This window comes from Pseudomonas sp. MT92 (genome assembly GCF_058792515.1).
In genome coordinates this window covers 485,503-505,844 of the sequence record NZ_JBXAFA010000002.1, presented here as the reverse complement: position 1 = coordinate 505,844, position 20,342 = coordinate 485,503, and the positions used below count along the sequence as shown (strand labels likewise).

18 protein-coding genes are annotated in these 20,342 nt (G+C 62.6%); 11 read left to right on the top strand and 7 right to left on the bottom strand.

Annotated features, from left to right (window positions below; translation table 11 throughout):
- The first annotated feature begins 130 nt into the window (after window positions 1-130).
- On the top strand, window positions 131-1,081 hold the full coding sequence (locus AC1Q6D_RS05410; protein ID WP_103406804.1) for a GlxA family transcriptional regulator: 951 nt from the start codon (window positions 131-133) through the stop codon (window positions 1,079-1,081).
- 157 nt (window positions 1,082-1,238) lie between these two features.
- A complete protein-coding gene (locus AC1Q6D_RS05405) occupies window positions 1,239-2,723 on the top strand; it encodes an ATP-binding protein (protein ID WP_103406805.1) in 1,485 nt (494 codons plus the stop codon).
- On the opposite strand, the gene AC1Q6D_RS05400 is transcribed toward AC1Q6D_RS05405, so the two are convergent.
- Entirely contained in the window at window positions 2,688-5,492 is a 2,805-nt protein-coding gene (locus tag AC1Q6D_RS05400) for an ATP-binding protein (protein ID WP_103406806.1), read from the bottom strand. The two genes, AC1Q6D_RS05405 and AC1Q6D_RS05400, sit on opposite strands and share 36 nt — an antisense overlap.
- A gap of 358 nt (window positions 5,493-5,850) precedes the next feature.
- Between AC1Q6D_RS05400 and AC1Q6D_RS05395 the strand changes: the two genes are divergently transcribed.
- The gene (locus AC1Q6D_RS05395) at window positions 5,851-6,447 is read left to right on the top strand and encodes a flavodoxin family protein (protein ID WP_103406807.1); all 597 of its coding nucleotides are present in this window, start codon (window positions 5,851-5,853) and stop codon (window positions 6,445-6,447) included.
- 13 nt (window positions 6,448-6,460) lie between these two features.
- Complete coding sequence (locus AC1Q6D_RS05390; RefSeq protein ID WP_103406808.1) at window positions 6,461-7,285, top strand: alpha/beta fold hydrolase; 825 nt, start codon at window positions 6,461-6,463, stop codon at window positions 7,283-7,285.
- Between the two features lie 107 nt (window positions 7,286-7,392).
- Here the strand turns inward: AC1Q6D_RS05390 and AC1Q6D_RS05385 are convergent, their stop codons facing one another.
- Window positions 7,393-7,809 (bottom strand): helix-turn-helix domain-containing protein, encoded by a 417-nt coding sequence (locus AC1Q6D_RS05385; RefSeq protein ID WP_103406809.1) that lies wholly within the window; start codon window positions 7,807-7,809, stop codon window positions 7,393-7,395.
- A gap of 226 nt (window positions 7,810-8,035) precedes the next feature.
- Between AC1Q6D_RS05385 and AC1Q6D_RS05380 the strand changes: the two genes are divergently transcribed.
- The 5 genes from AC1Q6D_RS05380 to ycaC all read left to right on the top strand — a co-directional run bounded on the left by AC1Q6D_RS05380 (window position 8,036) and on the right by ycaC (window position 13,296).
- Window positions 8,036-8,956 (top strand): LysR family transcriptional regulator, encoded by a 921-nt coding sequence (locus tag AC1Q6D_RS05380; RefSeq protein WP_103406810.1) that lies wholly within the window; start codon window positions 8,036-8,038, stop codon window positions 8,954-8,956.
- A gap of 788 nt (window positions 8,957-9,744) precedes the next feature.
- The gene (locus AC1Q6D_RS05375) at window positions 9,745-10,161 is read left to right on the top strand and encodes a DoxX family protein (protein WP_103406811.1); all 417 of its coding nucleotides are present in this window, start codon (window positions 9,745-9,747) and stop codon (window positions 10,159-10,161) included.
- Complete coding sequence (locus AC1Q6D_RS05370; protein ID WP_103406812.1) at window positions 10,154-10,765, top strand: antibiotic biosynthesis monooxygenase; 612 nt, start codon at window positions 10,154-10,156, stop codon at window positions 10,763-10,765. Before AC1Q6D_RS05375 ends, AC1Q6D_RS05370 begins: the two co-directional genes overlap by 8 nt.
- The gene (locus AC1Q6D_RS05365) at window positions 10,762-12,600 is read left to right on the top strand and encodes an amidohydrolase (protein ID WP_103406813.1); all 1,839 of its coding nucleotides are present in this window, start codon (window positions 10,762-10,764) and stop codon (window positions 12,598-12,600) included. The genes AC1Q6D_RS05370 and AC1Q6D_RS05365 overlap by 4 nt, the downstream gene beginning before the upstream one ends.
- 69 nt (window positions 12,601-12,669) lie before the next feature.
- Entirely contained in the window at window positions 12,670-13,296 is a 627-nt protein-coding gene (gene ycaC / locus AC1Q6D_RS05360; RefSeq protein ID WP_047530725.1) for an isochorismate family cysteine hydrolase YcaC, read from the top strand.
- A 93-nt stretch (window positions 13,297-13,389) separates the two neighbouring features.
- Here the strand turns inward: ycaC and AC1Q6D_RS05355 are convergent, their stop codons facing one another.
- Together AC1Q6D_RS05355 and AC1Q6D_RS05350 are read right to left on the bottom strand one after the other, a co-directional pair.
- Window positions 13,390-14,817 carry a mechanosensitive ion channel family protein gene (locus AC1Q6D_RS05355; RefSeq protein WP_103406814.1) on the bottom strand — a complete coding sequence of 476 codons (1,428 nt, stop codon included), beginning with the start codon at window positions 14,815-14,817 and terminating at the stop codon, window positions 13,390-13,392.
- A gap of 66 nt (window positions 14,818-14,883) precedes the next feature.
- Complete coding sequence (locus AC1Q6D_RS05350; RefSeq protein ID WP_103406815.1) at window positions 14,884-15,903, bottom strand: alpha/beta hydrolase; 1,020 nt, start codon at window positions 15,901-15,903, stop codon at window positions 14,884-14,886.
- A gap of 161 nt (window positions 15,904-16,064) precedes the next feature.
- Between AC1Q6D_RS05350 and AC1Q6D_RS05345 the strand changes: the two genes are divergently transcribed.
- Window positions 16,065-16,982 carry a LysR family transcriptional regulator gene (locus AC1Q6D_RS05345; RefSeq protein ID WP_103406816.1) on the top strand — a complete coding sequence of 306 codons (918 nt, stop codon included), beginning with the start codon at window positions 16,065-16,067 and terminating at the stop codon, window positions 16,980-16,982.
- Between the two features lie 116 nt (window positions 16,983-17,098).
- On the opposite strand, the gene AC1Q6D_RS05340 is transcribed toward AC1Q6D_RS05345, so the two are convergent.
- The 3 genes from AC1Q6D_RS05340 to gspG all read right to left on the bottom strand — a co-directional run bounded on the left by AC1Q6D_RS05340 (window position 17,099) and on the right by gspG (window position 19,479).
- Entirely contained in the window at window positions 17,099-17,683 is a 585-nt protein-coding gene (locus tag AC1Q6D_RS05340) for a hypothetical protein (RefSeq protein ID WP_492618451.1), read from the bottom strand.
- Window positions 17,684-17,842: 159 nt separating this feature from the next.
- Complete coding sequence (locus AC1Q6D_RS05335) at window positions 17,843-19,030, bottom strand: type II secretion system F family protein (protein ID WP_103406644.1); 1,188 nt, start codon at window positions 19,028-19,030, stop codon at window positions 17,843-17,845.
- A gap of 14 nt (window positions 19,031-19,044) precedes the next feature.
- On the bottom strand, window positions 19,045-19,479 hold the full coding sequence (gspG, locus tag AC1Q6D_RS05330) for a type II secretion system major pseudopilin GspG (protein ID WP_047530712.1): 435 nt from the start codon (window positions 19,477-19,479) through the stop codon (window positions 19,045-19,047).
- 206 nt (window positions 19,480-19,685) lie between these two features.
- On the opposite strand from gspG, the gene AC1Q6D_RS05325 reads away from it, so the two are divergent.
- Window positions 19,686-20,294: a lytic transglycosylase domain-containing protein gene (locus tag AC1Q6D_RS05325; RefSeq protein ID WP_103406643.1), complete on the top strand. Its 609-nt coding sequence runs from the start codon at window positions 19,686-19,688 to the stop codon at window positions 20,292-20,294.
- Window positions 20,295-20,342 lie beyond the last annotated feature (48 nt).

Here is a 20,342-nt window from a genome sequence, read left to right as displayed (position 1 = left end):
TCACCGACGTTCGCCGGGAATTTGGCCATAATGCTCAGCACACATATTTAATGCCGGGCGCGACCTTGTGGACTTGCTCCTGCGGGTTCGATGCGCTGGCCTTCTTTGATTTCAATGATGATTCAAACCCATGAAAACCGTGGCAATGGTGCTGTTCCCCGACTTTCTCCTGCTCGATATGGCCGGGCCGATGGAGGTATTTTCCATTGCCAACCGCTATCTCAAACCCGCCGACCACTATGTGCTGACGACCATTGGCACTGAACCCGGTGCACTGCGGGCGTCCAATGGCGTCAAGGTGCAGGCCGACCAGCCTATCGACCAGGCCTGTGACGGCTTTGATTTGCTGCTGGTGCCCGGCGGCCCCGGTGCCTACAACGAAAAACATCCACCCTTGCTCGACTGGCTCAAGCACAACGTCAGTCGATCCCGAACCTATGGCTCGATCTGCACCGGGGCGTTTGTGCTGGGCCATGCCGGTCTGCTCGACGGCTTTCGCGTGACCACCCACTGGCACTACACCGAGCGCCTGATCAAGGGCTTCCCCAGGGCCACCGTCGAGACTGACCAGATTTACGTCCAGGACCGCAACCTCATCACCTCTGGAGGCGTGACCGCGGGCATCGACCTGGCGCTGGCGGTGGTCGCTGAAGACCATGGCAAGAAAGTCGCCCAGGACGTCGCCAAGGTGCTGCTGGTGGTGATGAAGCGCCAGGGCGGTCAGGCACAGTTCAGCCCGTTGATGGCGGCGGTGGCCCCCCATGAAACGGCCATCACCCGGGTGCAGAACCATGTGCTCGAACACCTCGACGAAGCCTTCAGCATCGAGCGCATGGCCAGTCTGGCCAGCATGAGCCCACGGCACTTCGCCAGGGTATTTGCCCGGGAAGTCAACATGACGCCCATGGAGTTTCTGCAAGGCGCACGCATCGACTGTGCCCGCAACCTCCTGGAAACCGGTGATTTGCCGCTCAAGACCGTGGCGTTCAAGAGTGGCTTTGGCAGCGTGCGACACATGCGTTTTCTGTTCAGTGAAAAGCTTGGCCTGACCCCGACCCAGTACCGAGAGCAGTTCAGCTAGCCCGTGTCCGTCGCGCGCACCGTAATGACCGTGACGCTCCCCCTGTGGCAGTTGTACCGTCACCCAGGCCTGCCAAGATACCCCTGAACTCATTGCAAGGAAGGTACGGAGCCTGGATGGACTCGCGTGCCGGGCAGGTTCCAGCAGGTGACGATGCATGAATAGCCTCAGAGATATCAACGGCGACACGGTGCTGCACTTCGGCCCCTTCGCGTTCCATCTGAATCAACGCCTGGTCGTGGAAGGCGATCAGCCGCTGCGCCTGGGCGGACGGGCCCTGGATATTTTGCAGGTGCTGGTCGAGCACGCCGGCTCGGTGGTCAGCAAAGACGAACTGATCGCTCAGGTCTGGCCAAGGTCGGTGGTTGAGGTAATCAACCTGCGCGTGCACATCGCCGCACTGCGCCGGGCCTTTCGTGACGGGCAGAACGGTCACTGTTACATCGTCAACATTCCCCAGCGTGGTTACAGCTTCGTCGCACCGGTGCGCCAGGTCGCGGCGGCCGCGTCCGTCGCCTTCGAAAACCTGCAAAAACCACAGCACAATCTGCCTGCGCGCCTGACACCGGTCACCGGTCGCGATGCGGTGGTCGGCAGCCTGGTGCGGCAACTCCCGGTACGGCGTTTCATGACCCTGGTCGGGCCGTGCGGCATCGGCAAGACCACCGTGGCCGTGCGAGTCGCCGAACTGCTGCTGCAGCATTACCGTGACGGGGTGTGGCGGGTGGATCTGGCGATGATCGATGACCCGGCGCACGTGGTCGATCATCTGACCCGCACTCTGGATCTGGAGGTGGGCGCCGACCTCGATGCGCTGGGGCAATGGCATGCGTTGCTGGTTCTCGACAATTGCGAGCACCTGCTCGAACGTTGCCGGACACTGGTCGAGGCGCTGCTGATGACGGCACCCCGATTGTCGATTCTCGCCACCAGCCGCGAACCGCTGTTGGCCAAGGGCGAATCGGTCCATTTGCTGCCACCGCTTCTGGTCCCGAAAGCGTCGGCCCTGGGCAGTGTCGCCGAGGTCATGGGCTATTCGGCGGTGCAGCTGTTTGTCAGCTGTGCCCGAGCCCGCCAACAAAGCTTTGCCTTGCGCGAACAGGACCTCAAGGCCATACGCGAAATCTGTCAGCACCTCGACGGCTTGCCCCTGGCGATAGAGCTGGCGGCGGCGCAGATCGATGCGCTGGCGTTGGTGGGGCTGCAAGCCCAGCTGGGTAACTGTTTTCAACTGCTGACCCGGGGGCGACGCACCGCCGTGCCGCGCCACCAGACGCTCAAGGCCGCCCTGGACTGGAGCTATGAGCGGCTGAGCCCGGTGGAACAAATCGTGCTGCAGCGTCTGGCGGTATTCAAATCGGCGTTTACCCTGGACGCGGCGATGGGGGTGATCAGTTGCGCAACCTTGTTGCCCGCCACCCTGCGCCACGTGATGGAGGGCCTGGCGCTCAAATCGCTGCTGTCGCGCGAACAGGTCGATGGGCTGACGCGCTACCGTTTTCTCAACACCACCCGCCGTTACGCCCTGGAAAAACTCGAACACAGTGGCGCCTTATGCACCTTCGAAATGCGTTACGCCGCTCACATCGCTCGGGCCCCCAAGCCATCAGGCCGGCAAGTGCTCCTGCAACTCGCCGAGTAGGCGTCGCACGGCGATCAGGTCCGGGGTGGCATAGCCTTCGGTAAAGCGCTGGTAGATCGGCGCCAGCAGCTCATGGGCTTGCCGATAGCGTCCCTGATGCTGCCACAGCCGCGCCAGTGAAGTGGCGCTGCGCAACTCCCAGGCCCGGGCTCCCTGGTGCTGCGCTACGTTGAGCGCCCTGACGAGCATGCTCTCGGCAGCGTCGTTGCTCGCCGGGCTACCGGCTGCCAGCAGTGCGTCGGCCCGGGCCCGCAGAATCTCCGCCGTGCACCAGCCCGCCGCGCCGGTGTCGGCGCGTTGCAGCAAATCGTCATCAATGTATGTGCTGTCCAGCGTGACCATGATTTCCTTGATCAAACCTGCGCCCGGGCCTGGCAATGCCGGCGCGTCGGCACGGTGGATGACCTGTGCATAGTGCTGTGCCCAGGAATAGAACAGCTGTACCGAGTGTTTTTGCGCCTGTTCCTGGAGCAGGCACAAGAGCTCGCGGGCGGTGCGGGTGTCGCCGTTGTAGTGGGCGATCAGGCAGCCCGACAGTGCCAGGGTGTAGCAGATGGACGTGCCGTGATTGATCTGCAGCGCAATGTCCAGCGCCTGTCGGGCCGTGCGCCAGGCCTGTTCCGGTTGGCCCTGGATCCAGAGGATGCGCGCGAGGATGGTCAGGGCGGCAACGCTCTGGTCATATTGCACACCAAAACCATGGGTGAAGCGGTTGAGATGGCCGCTGTGGGCCATGCGCTGGATGACTTCCTCGGCATTCACCCGCGCCCGATGCTGATCCCCGGCGAAGTGCAGGGCCAGCACCCGCAGGCGGTGGGTGCTGAGGTCCAGTAGCGCATCGCCGTTGAGCCCCAGGCGGTCGAATTGCTGGCTCTGTTCCAGGGCCATTTGATAGTTGCCGCAGCTGAGGTTGACCGCCAGATGCCCGGACACCGCACGCAATTGCCCGGCCACATCGTCACAGTGCCTGGCCAGGGCGCGGGCGCTGACGAAGGCTTCGACGGTTTCCGCCGTGCCGCCCTGAGCGTGATAACAGGCGCTGCCCAAGGCCAGTTTCAGGGACATTTTCAAGCGCGGGCAGGGCTCGGGCGCGGCATCGAGCAAGGCCAGCGCGCGGCGCACATACCCGCCGTGTTCCTTGAGCAGCGACAGTTCCTGCCACAGGGGCGTCGAGGTCGCCGTCAGACGGATCGCCAGGGTATGCGGCCCCGTTACGGACAATCCCCAATCGAGCGCCGAACGGACGTCTTCCAGGCTACGGGCATAGCGCTCGATCCACAGGCGGGTCGGAATGTGCTCCCAGTCGTTCTGCGCCTGATGCATCAAGGCCAGGCAGCGTTCGGCATGGCGTTCGCGGGTGGCGGGCAACTCGCCGGCCTGTTCGAGTTTTTCCAGGGCATAGCTGCGCGTGGTGTCGAGCAGGCGGTAGAACACCTCTTCGTCACCGACGTCCACGTTCAGCAGGGATTTGGCCACCAGTTGCGTAATCGAGCCAAATACCTCGCGCGTTTCCACCTGTTCGCCGACGATCACCGCCGCCGCCGACGTCAGGGTAAAGCCGCCACGGAACAACCCGAGTCGGCGCAGGCAAGTTTGTTCGCAGACACTGAGCAGATCGAAGCTCCAGTCCAGGGTGGCGCGCAGGGTCTGATGCCGGCCCAGGGCTGACTGGTTGTTCGGGGTGAGCTGGCGAAAGCTGCCTTGCAGTTGCCTGAGCAAACCCTCGAGGCCAAGGCTGGCGACTTGCCCGGCCGCCAGCTCCAGCGCCAGCGGGATGCCATCGAGGCGACGGCAGATATCGATGACCCGCGGCAGATCGGCATCAGTCAATTCGAAGCTGTCGTGGCTGGCCATGGCCCGTTCGACGAACAGTTGCAGCGCGGAAAAATTCAGGGCCTGGGCGCGGTCCAGCACGGCGATGGGCGGGGGGCAGTCCAGGGACTCCAGGCGTTGAACGAATTCGCCTTCAGCCCGCAGGCACTCGCGGCTGGTGGCCAGGATGTGCAGATGCGGCGCGCCACGCAGCAGGCTTTCACACAGCAGCGCCACGCTGTCGATCAGGTGCTCGCAATTGTCGATGACCAGCAGCATCTGGCGCTCACGCAGGAACAAGGCGAGGTTGTTCAAGGGTTCTGCATCATGCAGGGACAGCTCGAGCAGCGTCGCCAGATGACCGGTGATCATCGACGGATCGTTGATCGGCGCCAGGTCCAGCAGGCGAATCCCGTCCCGATAGCGACCGATCAGCTGTTCGGCGACCCGCAGCGCCACGGTGGTCTTGCCGATCCCGCCGGGGCCGACCAGGGTGATGAAACGCTGGCGCGGCAGGTGCGTCATCAGGCTGTCGACCAGCGCTTGCCGGCCGATCATGCGGGTGCGGCGCAGGGGCAGGTTATGGCTGCTCGATTCGACCGGCTCGCTTGGCCGGTCGACTTCGATGTGCTCCAGCGAGTACGGCGCGACAAAACTGTAGCCACGCTGGGCCACGGTGACGATATAGCGCTGACCGGCCTGACCGTCCCCCAGCGCCTTGCGCAGGGCGGCCATGTGCACCCGCAGGTTGATTTCTTCCACCACGCTGTTGGGCCAGATTTCGGTCATCAGGTGTTGCTTGCTGACCACATTCCCGGCGTGCTCCAGCAGGATCAACAGGATATCCATGGCCCGCCGGCCCAGGCGCAGGGGGCGGTCGGCCTCCATCACCAGGCGTTGTCCGGGGTAGATCCTGTAGGGTCCGAAATGGACAGCCTGCTCGGGGGAAAAGGTCAACGGTTCACTCCTGGTTGCATACGTCTAGTTCGCGGCTTTCGAACATGTTTATCAGGTTATTACCCGAACGCAATGCATGGCTCGGGTGACTGCATGGTGCCAGTATCGACCGCTGCGTTTGCCAGCCTATTGCCCGGTCCCGTGTTAATTGGGCTCGAAGCTGACAAAGGTGCGGTCGAGGCTTTTGGTGCGCCAGGAAAAATTAACAACGTTTAACTCGTCCTGCGTCTGCTCTACACCCAAAACTCCAATCCTGTAAGCGTTGTCATCGCCTGCGAGTCGTTGATTTTAGCTTCTAAAATCACGCGCAGCCTGCGGCGGCATCTACATGGATTTTGCCTGTCTGGAGGACACCGCAATGAGCAAGGTGGTCGTGGTCTATCACAGCGGCTACGGCCACACCCGGGTCATGGCCGAAGCCGTGGCTCAAGGGGTGGAGCGGCACCTGGGCAGCACCTGCCGGCTGATCGCGGTAGAAGAGGTGGACGAGCACTGGGAGCACTTGCACCAGGCCGACGCGATCATTTTCGGCGCCCCGACCTACATGGGCAGCGCCTCCGCCGCCTTCAAGGGCTTCATGGAAGCCACGGCCGCGTTTTACCTGGCGCAGCCGTGGCGCGACAAGCTGGCAGCCGGCTTCACCAATTCCGGCTGCCTGTGCGGCGACAAACTCAATACCTTGCTGCAAATGGCCGTGTTCGCCGCCCAGCATTCGATGATCTGGGTCGGCCTCGACCTGTTGCCCGCGCGCTCTGGCACCGGCGTGTTCGACGGGCAATTGAACCGGCTGGGCAGTTCGCTGGGCGCCATGGCCCAGTCGAATGTCGAACAGTCCCCCGACCTGGCGCCGCCCCCTGAAGACCGCTGCACCGCCGCCCATTTGGGTGAACGGGTGGCGCGGCTGGCCGAGCGCATGGGGCCCGTATCCCATTGCATCACCCCAACCCTCACGTAAAGGAGCACGCCTCATGAGCACGTTCACCACCCGCGACGGCACCGAGATCTACTACAAGGACTGGGGCACCGGTCAGCCGATTGTCTTCAGCCACGGTTGGCCGCTCAACGCCGACAGCTGGGAGTCGCAAATGATTTTCCTGGCGTCCGAGGGCTACCGCGTCATCGCCCACGATCGCCGAGGGCATGGCCGTTCCAGCCAGCCGTGGTTCGGCAATGACATGGACACCTACGCCGATGACCTGGCGCAACTGATCGAACACCTGGATTTGCGCGACGCCGTGCTGTTCGGTTTCTCCACCGGAGGCGGCGAAGTGGCGCGCTACATCGGTCGTCATGGCACCGGTCGGGTGGCCAAGGCCGGGCTGATTTCCTCGGTGCCGCCGCTGATGCTCAAGACGGCGGCCAACCCAGGCGGGCTGCCGATCGAGGTGTTCGACGGCATTCGTCAGGCCTCACTGGCGAACCGTTCGCAACTCTATAAAGACCTCGCCAGCGGCCCGTTCATCGGCTTCAACAAACCTGACGCCAAGCCGTCCCAAGGCATGATCGACTGGTTCTGGATGCAGGGCATGACCTCCGGCCACAAGAACGCCTACGACTGCATCAAGGCGTTTTCGGAAACCGACTTCACTGAGGACCTGAAGAAGTTCGACGTGCCGACCCTGGTGGTGCACGGCGACGCCGATCAGGTGGTGCCGATCGAAGCGGCGGGCATCGCTTCGGCGGGGCTGGTCAAGGGTTCTACGCTGAAGGTCTACCCTGGCGCGCCCCATGGCTTGACGGACACCCACAAGGATCAACTCAACAGCGATTTGCTGGCGTTTCTGAAGGGTTAAGTCCTGGAGAACCACCGCAGGGTTGCATCGCGATAACGCAACCCTGCAGCAGCACGGCTTGCCGACGAAGGTGATCGTGAAATCGCCAGCGCCGGCAAACCGTGGGCTTACAGGGACAATTGACGGACGGAGCGCACCGCCCGGCAGCGCCAGGCAAACGGATTGATGCCTTCGCTGCGGGTGAACATGTGACAGAAGTGCGCCTGATCGCAAAAGCCGCATTCGAGGCTGATTTGCGTGAGGCTCAGGTCAGTGTGTTGAATCAACAGCTTGGCCCGGGCGATGCGCTGTTGGCGAATCCATTCCTGGGGCGAATAGCCGGTGCTGCATTTGAACGCACGGGAGAAATGACTGCGCGAGAGGGCGCAGGCCCGGGCCAGTTCGGTGACTTCCAGGCTGTCGCCCAGGCGATCCAGGATCAGTTGCTTCACCAGCCGTTCGCGCTGTGGGCTGAGGCCGCCACTGCCGGTGTTGCACGGTTCGCTGACCGGGGCGCGGGCGAGGGTTTGCTGTGAGTGAGCCATGTCCAATGTCCGTGTCGGTGGGAACGCAACGGCGTACGGCCTGTTGGCCAGTGCCTTCCCTCTGGAAGAAAAACAGCTCTGCGCAGAGGTTTTCATTCTTGGGCGCGGCCCTGTGCCTGACGAGTTAAACGTTGTTAATTCCTCCCGGGTGAAGCGGGCAGTTTTGAGTAAAGTCAGAGACAATCAACGCCTTCGCGCCTGGTTAATCACACAAGGAACCGTGCCCATGAACCGTAACGATCTGCGCCGTGTAGACATGAATCTGCTAGTGATTTTCGAAGCCTTGATGTTCGAAAAAAACCTGACCCGCGTGGCGGAAAAGCTGTTCATGGGCCAACCGGCGGTCAGTGCTGCCCTGGGGCGGTTGCGCGACCTGTTCGATGACCCGCTGCTGTTGCGCAATGGCCGTGGCATGGAGCCGACCGCGCGGGCGCTGGCGATTCTCAAGGAGCTGCAACCGGCGATGGACACCATCTCCGGGGCGGTCAGCCGGGCCAAGGAATTTGATCCGACGACCAGCTGCGATGTGTTTCGTATCGGCCTGTCGGACGATGCCGAGTTCGGCTTGTTTCCGCCGCTGTTGCGTCAGCTGCAAGAAGAGGCGCCAGGCATTGTCGTGGTCGTGCGCCGGGCCAATTACCTGTTGATGCCGGCGTTGCTGGCATCGGGGGAAATCTCCGTGGGCGTGAGCTACACCACGGACCTGCCGGCCAATGCCAAGCGCAAGAAACTGCGCGACATTCCCTGCAAAGTGCTGCGTGGCGACAAGCGGCCGGGGACCCTGACCCTGGACGAATATTGTGAACGGCCCCATGCCATGGTGTCGTTTTCCGGGGACCTGAGCGGCAACATTGATCTGGACCTGGCCAAGCTCGGTCGCACCCGCCGGGTGGTGTTGGGTGTGCCGCAGTTCAGTGGCTTGCGCGCGTTGCTCGCCGGCACCGAAATGATCGCCACGGTGCCGGACTATGCGGCCTGTGCGTTGGTGGAAGGGTGTGGCTTGCGTGCCGAAGACCCGCCGTTCGCCATCGACGCGGCGCAATTGTCGATGGCCTGGAGCGGGGTGCATGACAATGATCCGGCGGAGCGTTGGTTGCGTTCGCGGATCAGTCAGTTCATGTCGGTGTCGTTGCCGATTCCTGCCTGATCGGGTGTGCCGCCGATCTGCTGTAGGCGCTGGCTTGTCGGGGCGCCGCATCGCAGCGAAGGCGGCCTGACAGCCGATCAATCACCCGCAGGTGCACCCGATCCATTGTGGGAGCTGGCCTGTCGGGGCGCCGCATCGCAGCGATGGCGGCCTGACAGCCGACCTGTGTGTGGTTGACTGAGTACATATCCGTTGCTGCGGTAACGGCGGCTGGCGGTTTCGCCCTTACGGCGAGGCACTTTTTTCAAACGCCAAAAAAGTACCCAAAAAGGCTCGCCCCGAGCGTCCGGCCCCTCGCTGAGGCTCGGCGTTCCTTCGCTGCGGTATCCATCCGGGAACACTGCCCTCCGGTCTGCTTCGCGACGACCTACATGCAGCGTGTTCGACTGCGTCGAACGGCGCTGCGCGCCACTCCCCGGATGAACACCTCCACTCAGCCTACCGAAGGGGCGGGTGGATCAAGATCAAAAGCTGCAGGCGAGCTAACGCTCGGCCTGATGAGTGGTGAACAGCGGGGTGGCGCGCCTTGCTTTTCTGTAGGAGCGAGCCCGCTCGCGATGAACGACCGGGCAACGCGGGCATTCAGACAGCCTGCGTCATCATTGACGACCATCGTCGGAGCGCTGCCCGGAGCAGACTTGCTCCTACAGGCACCTATGTCGCCCTGTGGCCACGAGCCCCGCGCAAAAAGAGCACGTACATCCAATTTTTCCCGCCCTGGCCCCGTCACTATCGAATCAAGTTCCGGCGCCTCGTCGCCGGTAGTTTTTCAACTGAGCGGGGCGGTCATGATTGTTTCGCGTTGGGATGAACGGGCCAGGGACGTCGGGCTGCTTTTCTTGCGGGTCAGCGCGGCGTTGTTTCTGTTGTGGGTGCATGGTTTGCCGAAGCTGCTCAACTACGCTGTCGAGTTGCAGCGCATTGAAGACCCGTTCCACCTGGGGGCGAATCTCACGCTGATGCTGGCGATTTTTGCCGAAGTGCTGTGCCCGTTGCTGATCGTCGCCGGGGTGCTGGTGCGCCTGGCCTGCCTGCCTATTCTATTTGTGCTGCTGGTGGCGTTGCTGATCGTGCATCCGCAATGGAGCTTGGCCGAAGGCCAGTTCGGCTGGCTGCTGTTGATTCTGTTCACCAGCATCCTCATCGCCGGGCCGGGGCCGCTGGCGTTCAATCACCGATTTTGCGGAGCCTTTCGTTATGCCTGAATCCAATTTGCTCGACACACCTGTGCGCGGTTTCGAAGAGGTCGTGACACTGATCATCAAGCACCGGGTCAAGGCCGGGTTTGAAGCGCCTTACGAAGCCTGGCTGCGCAACATTGTCCGCGTGGCCGGGCAATGGGACGGGCACTTGGGGGTGGACGTGGTTCGTGGCAAGCACGCCGGCCTCGACACCTACACCTGCGTCCTGCGGTTTTGCTCCACCGAGGCGATGCAACGCTGGCTCGACTCGGAGCAGCGTCAGGCGCTGATCAGCGAAGCCACACCCATGCTGGCCGACGGCGACCAGACCGAAGTCAACCCGGTGAACGAGTTCTGGTTTGCTCCAGCGGCCGAGGCGGGCTCGCCGCCGCCACGCTGGAAGCAGGCCGTGGTGACGCTGTTGGTGATTCTGCCGCACACCTTGCTGGTGCCGCTGCTCTGGGGGCCGCTGTTGAAGCTCAATGCCTGGCTCTCCAACTACCTCGTCGCGACCTTCCTGATCACCCTGACCATCGTGTTGTCGGTGGTGTACCTGTTCATGCCAATGGCAACGCGTTTGTTCGCGCCTTGGCTATCCTCATCCACCCAGACCAAGGAAACGCGATGAACGCCGATCTGATTCTGTTCAATGGCCAATTCCATACCGTTGACCGTGAGAAACCGCTCGCCAGCGCGGTGGCCATCAGCGACGGCCGCTTCGTCGCCGTGGGCAGCGATGCCGAAGCGATGGCCCTGCGCGGTTCGGCCACGCAAGTGATCGACCTCAAGGGGCGCTGCGTCATTCCGGGCCTCAACGACTCGCACTTGCACCTGATCCGTGGCGGCCTGAACTACAACCTCGAACTGCGCTGGGAAGGCGTGCCGTCCCTGGCCGATGCCTTGCGCATGCTCAAGGACCAGGCCGATCGTACGCCGACGCCGCAATGGGTGCGGGTGGTGGGGGGCTGGAACGAATTCCAGTTCGCCGAAAAACGCATGCCGACCCTCGAAGAACTGAACCAGGCCGCGCCCGATACCCCGGTGTTCGTCCTGCACTTGTATGACCGCGCCTTGCTCAACCGCGCGGCGCTGCGGGTGGCCGGTTATACCCGCAACACCCCGAACCCGCCGGGCGGGGAGATTGTCCGGGATGCCAATGGCGAGCCGACCGGCATGCTGGTGGCGCGACCCAACGCGATGATTCTGTACTCGACGCTGGCCAAGGGGCCGAAGTTGCCACTGGAGTATCAGGTCAACTCGACTCGCCAGTTCATGCGTGAACTCAACCGCCTGGGCCTGACCAGTGCCATCGATGCCGGTGGTGGTTTCCAGAACTACCCGGACGACTACCAGGTCATCGAGCAGTTGGCCAAGGACCAGCAACTGACCGTGCGCATCGCCTACAACCTGTTCACCCAGAAGCCCAAGGAAGAACTGACCGACTTCAAGAACTGGACCAGCAGCGTGACCCTGCACCAGGGCGACGATTACCTGCGGCACAACGGCGCCGGGGAAATGCTGGTGTTCTCGGCGGCGGATTTCGAGGACTTCCTCGAGCCGCGCCCGGACCTGCCGCAAACCATGGAAGACGAACTGGAACCGGTGGTGCGTCATTTGGTCGAGCAGCGCTGGCCGTTCCGTTTGCACGCCACCTATAACGAATCCATCAGCCGCATGCTCGACGTGTTCGAGAAGGTCAACCGTGACATCCCGTTCAACGGTTTGCCCTGGTTTTTCGATCACGCCGAAACCATCACCCCGCAAAACATCGAACGGGTGAGGGCGCTGGGGGGCGGCATCGCAATTCAGGATCGCATGGCGTTCCAGGGCGAATATTTCGTCGAGCGTTACGGCGCCAAAGCCGCCGAAGCCACGCCGCCGATCAAACGCATGCTGGCCGAAGGCGTGCCGGTGGGTGCCGGCACCGACGCGACGCGGGTGTCGAGCTACAACCCGTGGACTTCGCTGTACTGGATGGTCAGCGGCCGCACCGTCGGCGGCATGGAATTGCATGCCGAAGGCCTGTCGCGCCAGACCGCTCTGGAACTGTTCACCCACGGCAGCGCCTGGTTCTCGTCCGAGCAGGGCAAGAAGGGCCAGATCAAGGTTGGGCAATTGGCGGACGTGGCGGCATTGAGCGCGGACTTTTTCAGCGTCGATGAAGAAGCGATCAAGTGGATCGAGTCGGTGTTGACCGTGGTCGGCGGCAAGGTGGTGTACGCCGCCGGCGATTTCGAAAAACTCGGGCCGGCCTGTGTGCCGGTGCTGCCGGACTGGTCGCCGGTGGTCAAAGTGCCGGGGCACTGGCGGCCGAACTCGCCGCTGCAGGCGCAGGTTCACCAGTGCAGCGGGCCTTGCAAGGTGCACTCCCACAGCCATGAGCGGGCGCGACTGTCAAACGCACCGGTCAGTGATTTCGCCGGTTTCTGGGGCGCTTTCGGCTGCTCGTGCTTTGCTTTCTGACGAATACAAAAAAGCGCCGGCCCGATGGCCCGGCGCTACCTGCAATATCCATCCACCAAGGAGTTTCTTATGAGCAATGTTCCGTACAAACGCCTGAACAAAGACGATGCCGTTGTACTGCTGGTTGACCACCAGACCGGCCTGATCTCGCTGGTGCAGGATTTCTCGCCCAACGAGTTCAAGAACAACGTGCTGGCCCTGGGTGACATCGCCAAGTTCTTCAACCTGCCGACCATCCTCACCACCAGTTTCGACAGCGGCCCCAACGGCCCGATCGTGCCTGAACTGAAAGAGCAATTCCCGGATGCGCCCTTCATTGCCCGTCCTGGCCAGATCAACGCCTGGGACAACGAGGATTTTGTCAAAGCGGTGAAGGCCACCGGTCGCAAGCAACTGATCATTGCCGGTGTGGTGACGGATGTTTGCGTGGCGTTCCCGACCCTGTCGGCCATCGCCGAAGGCTATGAAGTGTTCGTCGTCACCGACTCGTCCGGTACCTTCAACACCACCGTGCAACAAGCCGCCTGGGCGCGCATGTCGGCTGCCGGTGCGCACCTGCTGAACTGGTTCGCCGTGGCGTGCGAGCTGCAGGGCGACTGGCGCAACGACATGGAAGGCCTGGCGAATCTGCTGTCGAACCGCCTGCCGAACTACCGCAACCTGATCAACAGCTATACCAAGTTCACTGCCAAATAAGCCGTTTCACTGACACCGCGAAATGCCCGCGCGTTGGAGCAAAGTTGTTCGTCATAACAGAACAGCATTCGCCAACCCGCGGGCATTTTGGCCTCAGCGTTTTTGCAACCAGCCGAGAAAACCGCCTTTCTTGATCGGTACCGGTTTGCTCATCAGCGCCAGCCGGCTGTTCTGCTCCCGCACGGCTTGCAGTTTGTTCAAGGCCTGGCCGACTTCGCTGCGCTGTTCCATGCAGTGGCGGGTGAGGGATTTGTCGAGGCGGTAAATGATGCACGAAGTCAGGGTGGTGAACGTGGCTTGCGAGGGGGTGTCGGCGAGGATGCTTTGTTCGCCCATGACCTCGCTCGGCCCCATCCGGCCGGCTTCGGTTTGTCCGGCGCCGTCAGGCACCGAAGCACTGACGACGCCAGTGGCAATCACGAACAGGCTGTCGGGCACTTCGCCCAGTCCCAATACCACCTGGCCCGCTGCGTACTGTTGCGCGGTCATGGACTGCGCCAATTGATCGCGTTCGTCTTCGCTCAGCGAACGGAAAATCTTCACCTCGTCGAGCAAGGCGCGCGCCCGCGTCGATGGCTCGATCACCCCATCGAGCTGCCGGGAAATACCGGCCGCTTCCAGGTGCCGATGGGCCAGGTCGAACAACTGATTGCGCACTTCGCTTTTTTTGCCGAGTTCGGCGATGAAACCGCTGGCCACGTACTCGGACAGGGTTTCGCCGGCCTCTTTCAAAACCGCTTTGGGCGCCGGGTTCAAGAGCAGGCTGCTGCTGCCTTGGAGCGTGCGGTCCAACGCGTCGAGGACTCGACGCGGACGAATGTGGTTAGGCACTTGAATGCTGATCGACACCCCGTGCATGTTGCTGGGGCGACTGAGGTTGACGATCTTCGCCTTGGCCGCCACCGAGTTCGGCACCACGGCGGTACTGCCGGCGCTGGTGAGCAGGTGGGTGGCGCGCCAGTCGATGTCCAGCACCTTGCCTTCGACGCCGTCGATCGAGATCCAGTCATCGACCTGATACGGCTTGGTGGTGTTGAGCACGATGCCGGAAAACACATCGCTCAGGGTGCTCTGCAACGCCAGGCCGACCACGATGGCCACCACCCCGGAGGTCGCCAGCAGCCCTTTTACCGGCAACTCCAGCACATAGCCCGCCGCCGCGACGATCGCGGCCAGAAACACCAGCGCGCCGATGACATCCTGCAACAGTCGGCCGCTGTGACCGATGCGACGCATCAGCACCAGGCCAATGACTTCGGTGAGCACCCGCGCCGCGTACAGCCACCAGAGAATCCCGAGTGCGGTGGCCCCCAGTTGCGCCACGCGATCATCGGCGAACAACGGTGCCTGCAACGGGCTGACGCCTGCATTGATGATGAGCGTGCTGAAGACCAGGAACAGGCCGGTGCGCCAGCCGATTTGAGTGACGCGGTGCTTGAACGGTGCGAGGTGCCAGAGCAGTGCATCGATCACCAGCAACAGGGCGCTCCAGGACAGCAGGTGAGCCAGGAGAAAGGACATGGGCAAACTCCATTTAGAAAAGGCGGACCAAAAAAAGTCTGCCCGAAGGCAGACTTTTTACAGGACTCAGTTCAAGTGTGTCTTGAGCTCCAGTGCTGCCTGACGCATCGCGGCCTGGACTTCCGGAATCTGGCTCAGCGGGTTCAACAGGCCAAAGTCATGAATCATGCCGTTGTAGCGCACCGCCGTGACCGGCACGCCCGCCGCGTCGAGGTGACGGGCATAGGCTTCGCCTTCGTCGCGCAAGACGTCGAATTCGGCTGTCTGCACCAGGGCGGCCGGCAAGCCTTTGAGCTGTTCGGCGCCGGCCTTGAGTGGCGAGGCATGGATCTGCGCACGTTCGGCCTTGTCAGTGGTGTAGTTGTCCCAGAACCACTGCATCATGCCCTTGGTCAGGAAGTGGCCCTCGGCAAATTGCCGATACGAGCCAGTGTCGAACTGCGCGTTGGTCACCGGCCACATCAACAGCTGGAAGCGCAGTGCCGGGGTTTTCTGTTCCTTGGCCATCAGGGCAACGACCGCCGCCATGTTGCCGCCGACGCTGTTGCCGGCCACGCCCAGGCGCTGGCCATCGACGCCGATTTCCTTGCCGTGCTCGGCCACCCAGCGGGTCGCGGCGTAAGCCTGGTTGATCGCGGTCGGGTAATGCGCTTCGGGCGATGGTGTGTAGTCGACATACACCGCGACGGCGCCGGAACCCACCACCAGGTCGCGAATCAGCCGCTGGTGCGTCGGGAAGTCGCCCAGTACCCAGCCGCCACCGTGGAAGAACATGAACACGGGCAATTCACCGTTGACCTTGGCCGGGCGCACGACCTTGAGGTTGAGGGTCTGGCCATCGACCTTGATCGCGCGGTCGCTCACCTCGACACCGGACAGGTCAACTTTCACCGAGGCCTGGGCGCCGGTCAGCACCGCACGGGCCTCTTTCGGGCTCAGTTGCTCCAGCGGTTTGCCACCACCGGCAGCGAGGGCTTCGAGGAAGGCCTGGGTGTTGTGTTCGACGCCGGGGCTGCCTGCGGCGAATGCGTTGCCGATGGACAGGGCGAGGAGGGAAGCGGTCAGGGTTTTCTTGACGATGTTCATGGCAAATCCTTTTTTGAATTCTTGGACGTTAAGTACCTGGGTTTCAGGCTGCTGGCGGCAGGGTGATTCAGGCCTCAGCAACACCGTGAGCACAGATTAATAGGGTGCCTGAACGGGAAAAAGCCGCTATAAAGTGTTTTACTGTCAACTGGAGCGTGACAATGAATCCCTTTGAAGACATGCGTATTTTTTGCCAGGTGATGGACTCCGGCAGCTTCACGGCCGCTGCCGATCAACTGGGGCTGTCCAAACAATTTGTCAGTCGGCGCTTGATGCAACTCGAAGAGCGCCTCGGCGTGCGATTGCTCAATCGTTCGACCCGGCGCCTGGACGTCACGCCCCTGGGGCAGAGTTACTACGAATCGGCCCTGCGCTTGCTGAGCGAGGTCGAGCAGGTGGAGCAGGGCATCGCCGGCCAGACCACCGAGCCGCGCGGCACCCTTCGCGTCAGTGCGCCGCTGTCCTTTGCCCTGGCCCATCTGGGGTGCTTGCTGCCAGCGTTTTTGCAGCGCTACCGCGAGGTCACGGTGGAAGTGGACTTGAGTGACCGGCCGGTGGACCTGCTGGGCGAGGGCTACGACCTGGCGCTGCGCATTGGCATTCTCGAAGACTCGACGCTGATCGCCCGTCGCATCGCCTCCATCCAGCGAGTGTATTGCGCCAGCCCGGCTTACCTGAGCGAGCGCGGCACGCCGCTCAAGCCTGAAGACTTGCACAACCATGACTGCCTGCCTTACGGCCACGGCCGTCAGGTGCAGTGGCGTTTCGCAGGGCAGGGCAAGCCGCTGGCCGTCAACGTCACCGGGCGCATGCGGGTCAACAATGGCGAGTTGCTCAAGGACGCAGCGATTGCGGGGATGGGCATTACCTACCTGCCGACCTTCATTGTCGGTTCGGCATTGAACGACGGGCGATTGGTGCCGGTGCTGGACGAGTTCCGACCCGAGCCGTTGACCCTGTCGGCGGTGTACCCGCAACACCGCCAGTCATCGCGACCGGTGCAGGCGTTGATCGAGTTTTTGCGCGAGCGACTGGATCAGAGTGAGACGGGCAGTCCACTCAATAGGGATGGTGCCTGACACTCCGCCTTTGCTGGCAAGCCAACTCCAGGGGATTTGTGTCGGGCGCAGATGTTGTGGGTGCCTGGATATCTGTGGGAGCGAGCTCCCACAGATCGTGTGTTGATGAGTGAATGTCAGGTCCGTTTGTCATCGCCTGCTTCGCCACCCACATGCACGCCGCGATCATCACCGACTTCGCCGGCACGATGGACTCCGTTGTCGTCGCCCGCCTGTTGTCCGGCATGGTGAGCGCCGTTGTCGTCGCCCGCCTGTTGTCCGGCGTGGTGAGCGCCGTGGTCGTCACCTACCTCGCCGCCACGATGAACCCCGTGATCATCACCCGGTTCTGCGTGGCTGCTGTTGCGTCCCGAACCGGAGGAGGCTGTGCTGCCGCTGTGCCCCGAAGCATGGTCGCTGCCGCTGTTGCCGCTGCTGCTACTTCCACCGTGACCACTGCCGCTTCCACCACCATTACCGCCGCCGCCACTTCCGCCACCACCACCACCGTGGCCGCCACCGTTACCACCACCGCCACCGCCACTACCGCCACCGCCACCGCCACTACCGCCACCACCACCGTGGCCGCCGCCACCTCCACCACTACCCCCTTCTTTTGCGTGAGCGCTCGAAACCCCGGACAGGTTGTCCGGAATCAGTACGGTAGATGCCGACAGAACTGCGCCAATTGCAACAGCCAGCATAAGCTTGTTCATGTGCATATCGATCTCCGTCTTTTTCTTCAGGTGGAACGTTGATAAACAATGCAGTGCATTGCTTTATTCAGCAGGAACCGTCGATAAACACCTCAACGTCCCGCTTTATTCATTTGCGACGTCGATAAATCGTCCGTCGTGGTCCCAGGCCCCGTTCCAGAGCGGTCAGTGAATGCTCGAGGCCAGTTCGAAAATGGGGATGTACATCAGGATCACGATCACCCCGATCAACAGGCCGATGAAGGTCATCAGCAAGGGTTCGAACAGGCGCACGAACCATTCGATCCAGCGGCTGATTTCTTCGTCGTAGAAGTCGGCGCTGCGCTCCATCATTTGCCCGAGGTTGCCGGACTGCTCACCCGCGCGCAGCAGGCGCAGGGACACCGGGGTCACCAGATGATTGAGCTCCAGCGCCGTCGACAGCGATTGCCCTTCGCGTACCCGTTCGCACGCCTGGTCCAGGCGTGTGCGCGAGGCCACCGTGAGCAGGCCACGGACCATGCCCATGGCGGTGACCAGGGGAATGCCGCCTTGCAAGAGGATCCCCAGGGAGCGATAAAAACGCGCCAGTTCGTACATGAAAATGCGCTGGTGTACCGCCGGGAGTTTTTCGATCAGGTGGTCCACGCCCCGGCGAAAGGCCGGTTGGCGCTTGAGCAGCACCAGGACGACGATGATGGCCAGCAAGGCGCCGAAGAACTCGCCCTGGTGGGCGTGCAGGAACATGCCGCTGCTCATCAGGATCTGCGACAGCCACGGCAGGTTTGACCCCAGTCCTTCGAACACCAGACTGAAGCGCGGGACCACATAGCCCATCAGGAACAGCACCACGCCACCCCCGACCACCAACAACAGCATGGGGTAGATCGAGGCGCTGATGATCTTCTGGCGGACCTCGTCCATGCGCTGGCGATAGCTGACATAGCGGCCCAGTGCTTCGCCGACGGCGCCGGTCTTCTCGCTGGACTGCACCAGGGCCACGTACAACGGCGGGAACACCGCCGACAACTGGGCCAACGCCTGGGAAAACGACTTGCCTTCATAAAGCAGGCGCACCAGCTCGCTCAAGGTCTTGCGGGCCTGGGGCGCGGTTTCTTTTTCCGCCAGGCTTTCGAGCGCATCGATCAACGGCAGGCCGGCATTGAGCAACGTGGTCAATTCCTGGCTGAACAAAACCAGGTTGAACGTCTCGCGCTGCTTGAGGCGCAACGCCCGCCAATGACGTTCGGCGTGCAGGCTGACCACCCGCAGGCCCTGGTCTTCGGCGATGCGCCGCGCCTCGCTGTGACCCGGTGCCTCGACGGTCATGGAAACCACGCCGGCCTTGCCGACGGCTTTGAGATGAAATCGCATGGTGGCCATGTCCGTCACTGCCAACTGGTGACTTCAGCGTTCTCGCCTTCGCCGCCGGGTTGCCCGTCCTTGCCCATGGACAGCAGGTCGTACTCGCCGTTTTCGCCAGGGTAGCGGTAGGTGTAGTTACGGCCCCAAGGGTCCTGAGGCAGCTTTTTCTGCAAGTACGGACCGGTCCAGTGGGGTTCGTCACTGGGCGCGGTGACCAGCGCCTGCAAACCCTGTTCGGTTGACGGGTAATGGCCGACCTCCAGGCGGTAAAGGTCCAGGGCCTTGCCCAGTCCTTCAATTTGCGCCTTGGCCACCTTCACTTCGGAACGGCCCAACTGAGCGAAATATTTCGGCGCGACGATGCCGGCCAACAACCCCAGCACCACCAGCACCACCAGCAGTTCGAGCAGAGTGAAGCCGCGTTGGGCACGCGGGGCGAAACACAGTCGCTGATTCATGATGACCTCACACAGTCGGCAGAAGGGTCGCAACAGGGCCCTATGCAATTGCCATGCAAAGGATTGCTCAAGGCTTGGGCATCTCCCTGTAACCCGCGTGCCATGGGCTTCTGCGCTTTCGGCACAGTGCTTGCGTATGGCTGATTCACGACTGGCCATTGGGGCATAACCCCCAATTTTCGGGGCCGGGCAGGGGAGGCATAACAATGAAAGCACTCACCACGGGAATGCTCGGCTGCCTGCTGCTGGCGGGCGTCGCTCAAGCCGATGTGTTCGTGTCCACGGATGCCAGGGGCAACTTCGTCCTGTCCAACGTCCACCGCCCCGGTCGGCACTATGAACGGGTCATCCACGAGCCCGCGGCGGCGGTGGTCAGCCTCGATCAACAGCCGCAGATGATTGCCGCGCAACCCTACGCCGAGCTGGTGTCGGCGGCGGCCACGGCCAACCAGTTGCCGGCCGCGCTGTTGCACGCGGTGATCAAGACCGAGTCGGCCTACAACCCCAGTGCGGTGTCCGCCAAGGGGGCCGGTGGCTTGATGCAATTGATGCCCGACACGGCCCGCGAGATGGGCGTGACCGATGTCTACGACCCCAAGGCCAACATTCAGGGCGGCGCCCGTTATCTCAAGCGGCTGATGACCCTGTTCGACAACGACATCGCCCTCGCCGTGGCCGCCTACAACGCCGGGCCGCAAGCGGTGCTCAGCCGTGGCGGCGTGATCCCGCCGTTCGCCGAAACCCAGCGTTATGTGCCCAGCGTGCTGCGCCAGTACCGGCGTTTGCAGGGCTTGTCGGCCGACGCCCCGCTGTAACCGAAAGCCGTGGGGTGGTTTTCCCCAACATTGGGGCATGGTGGCCCC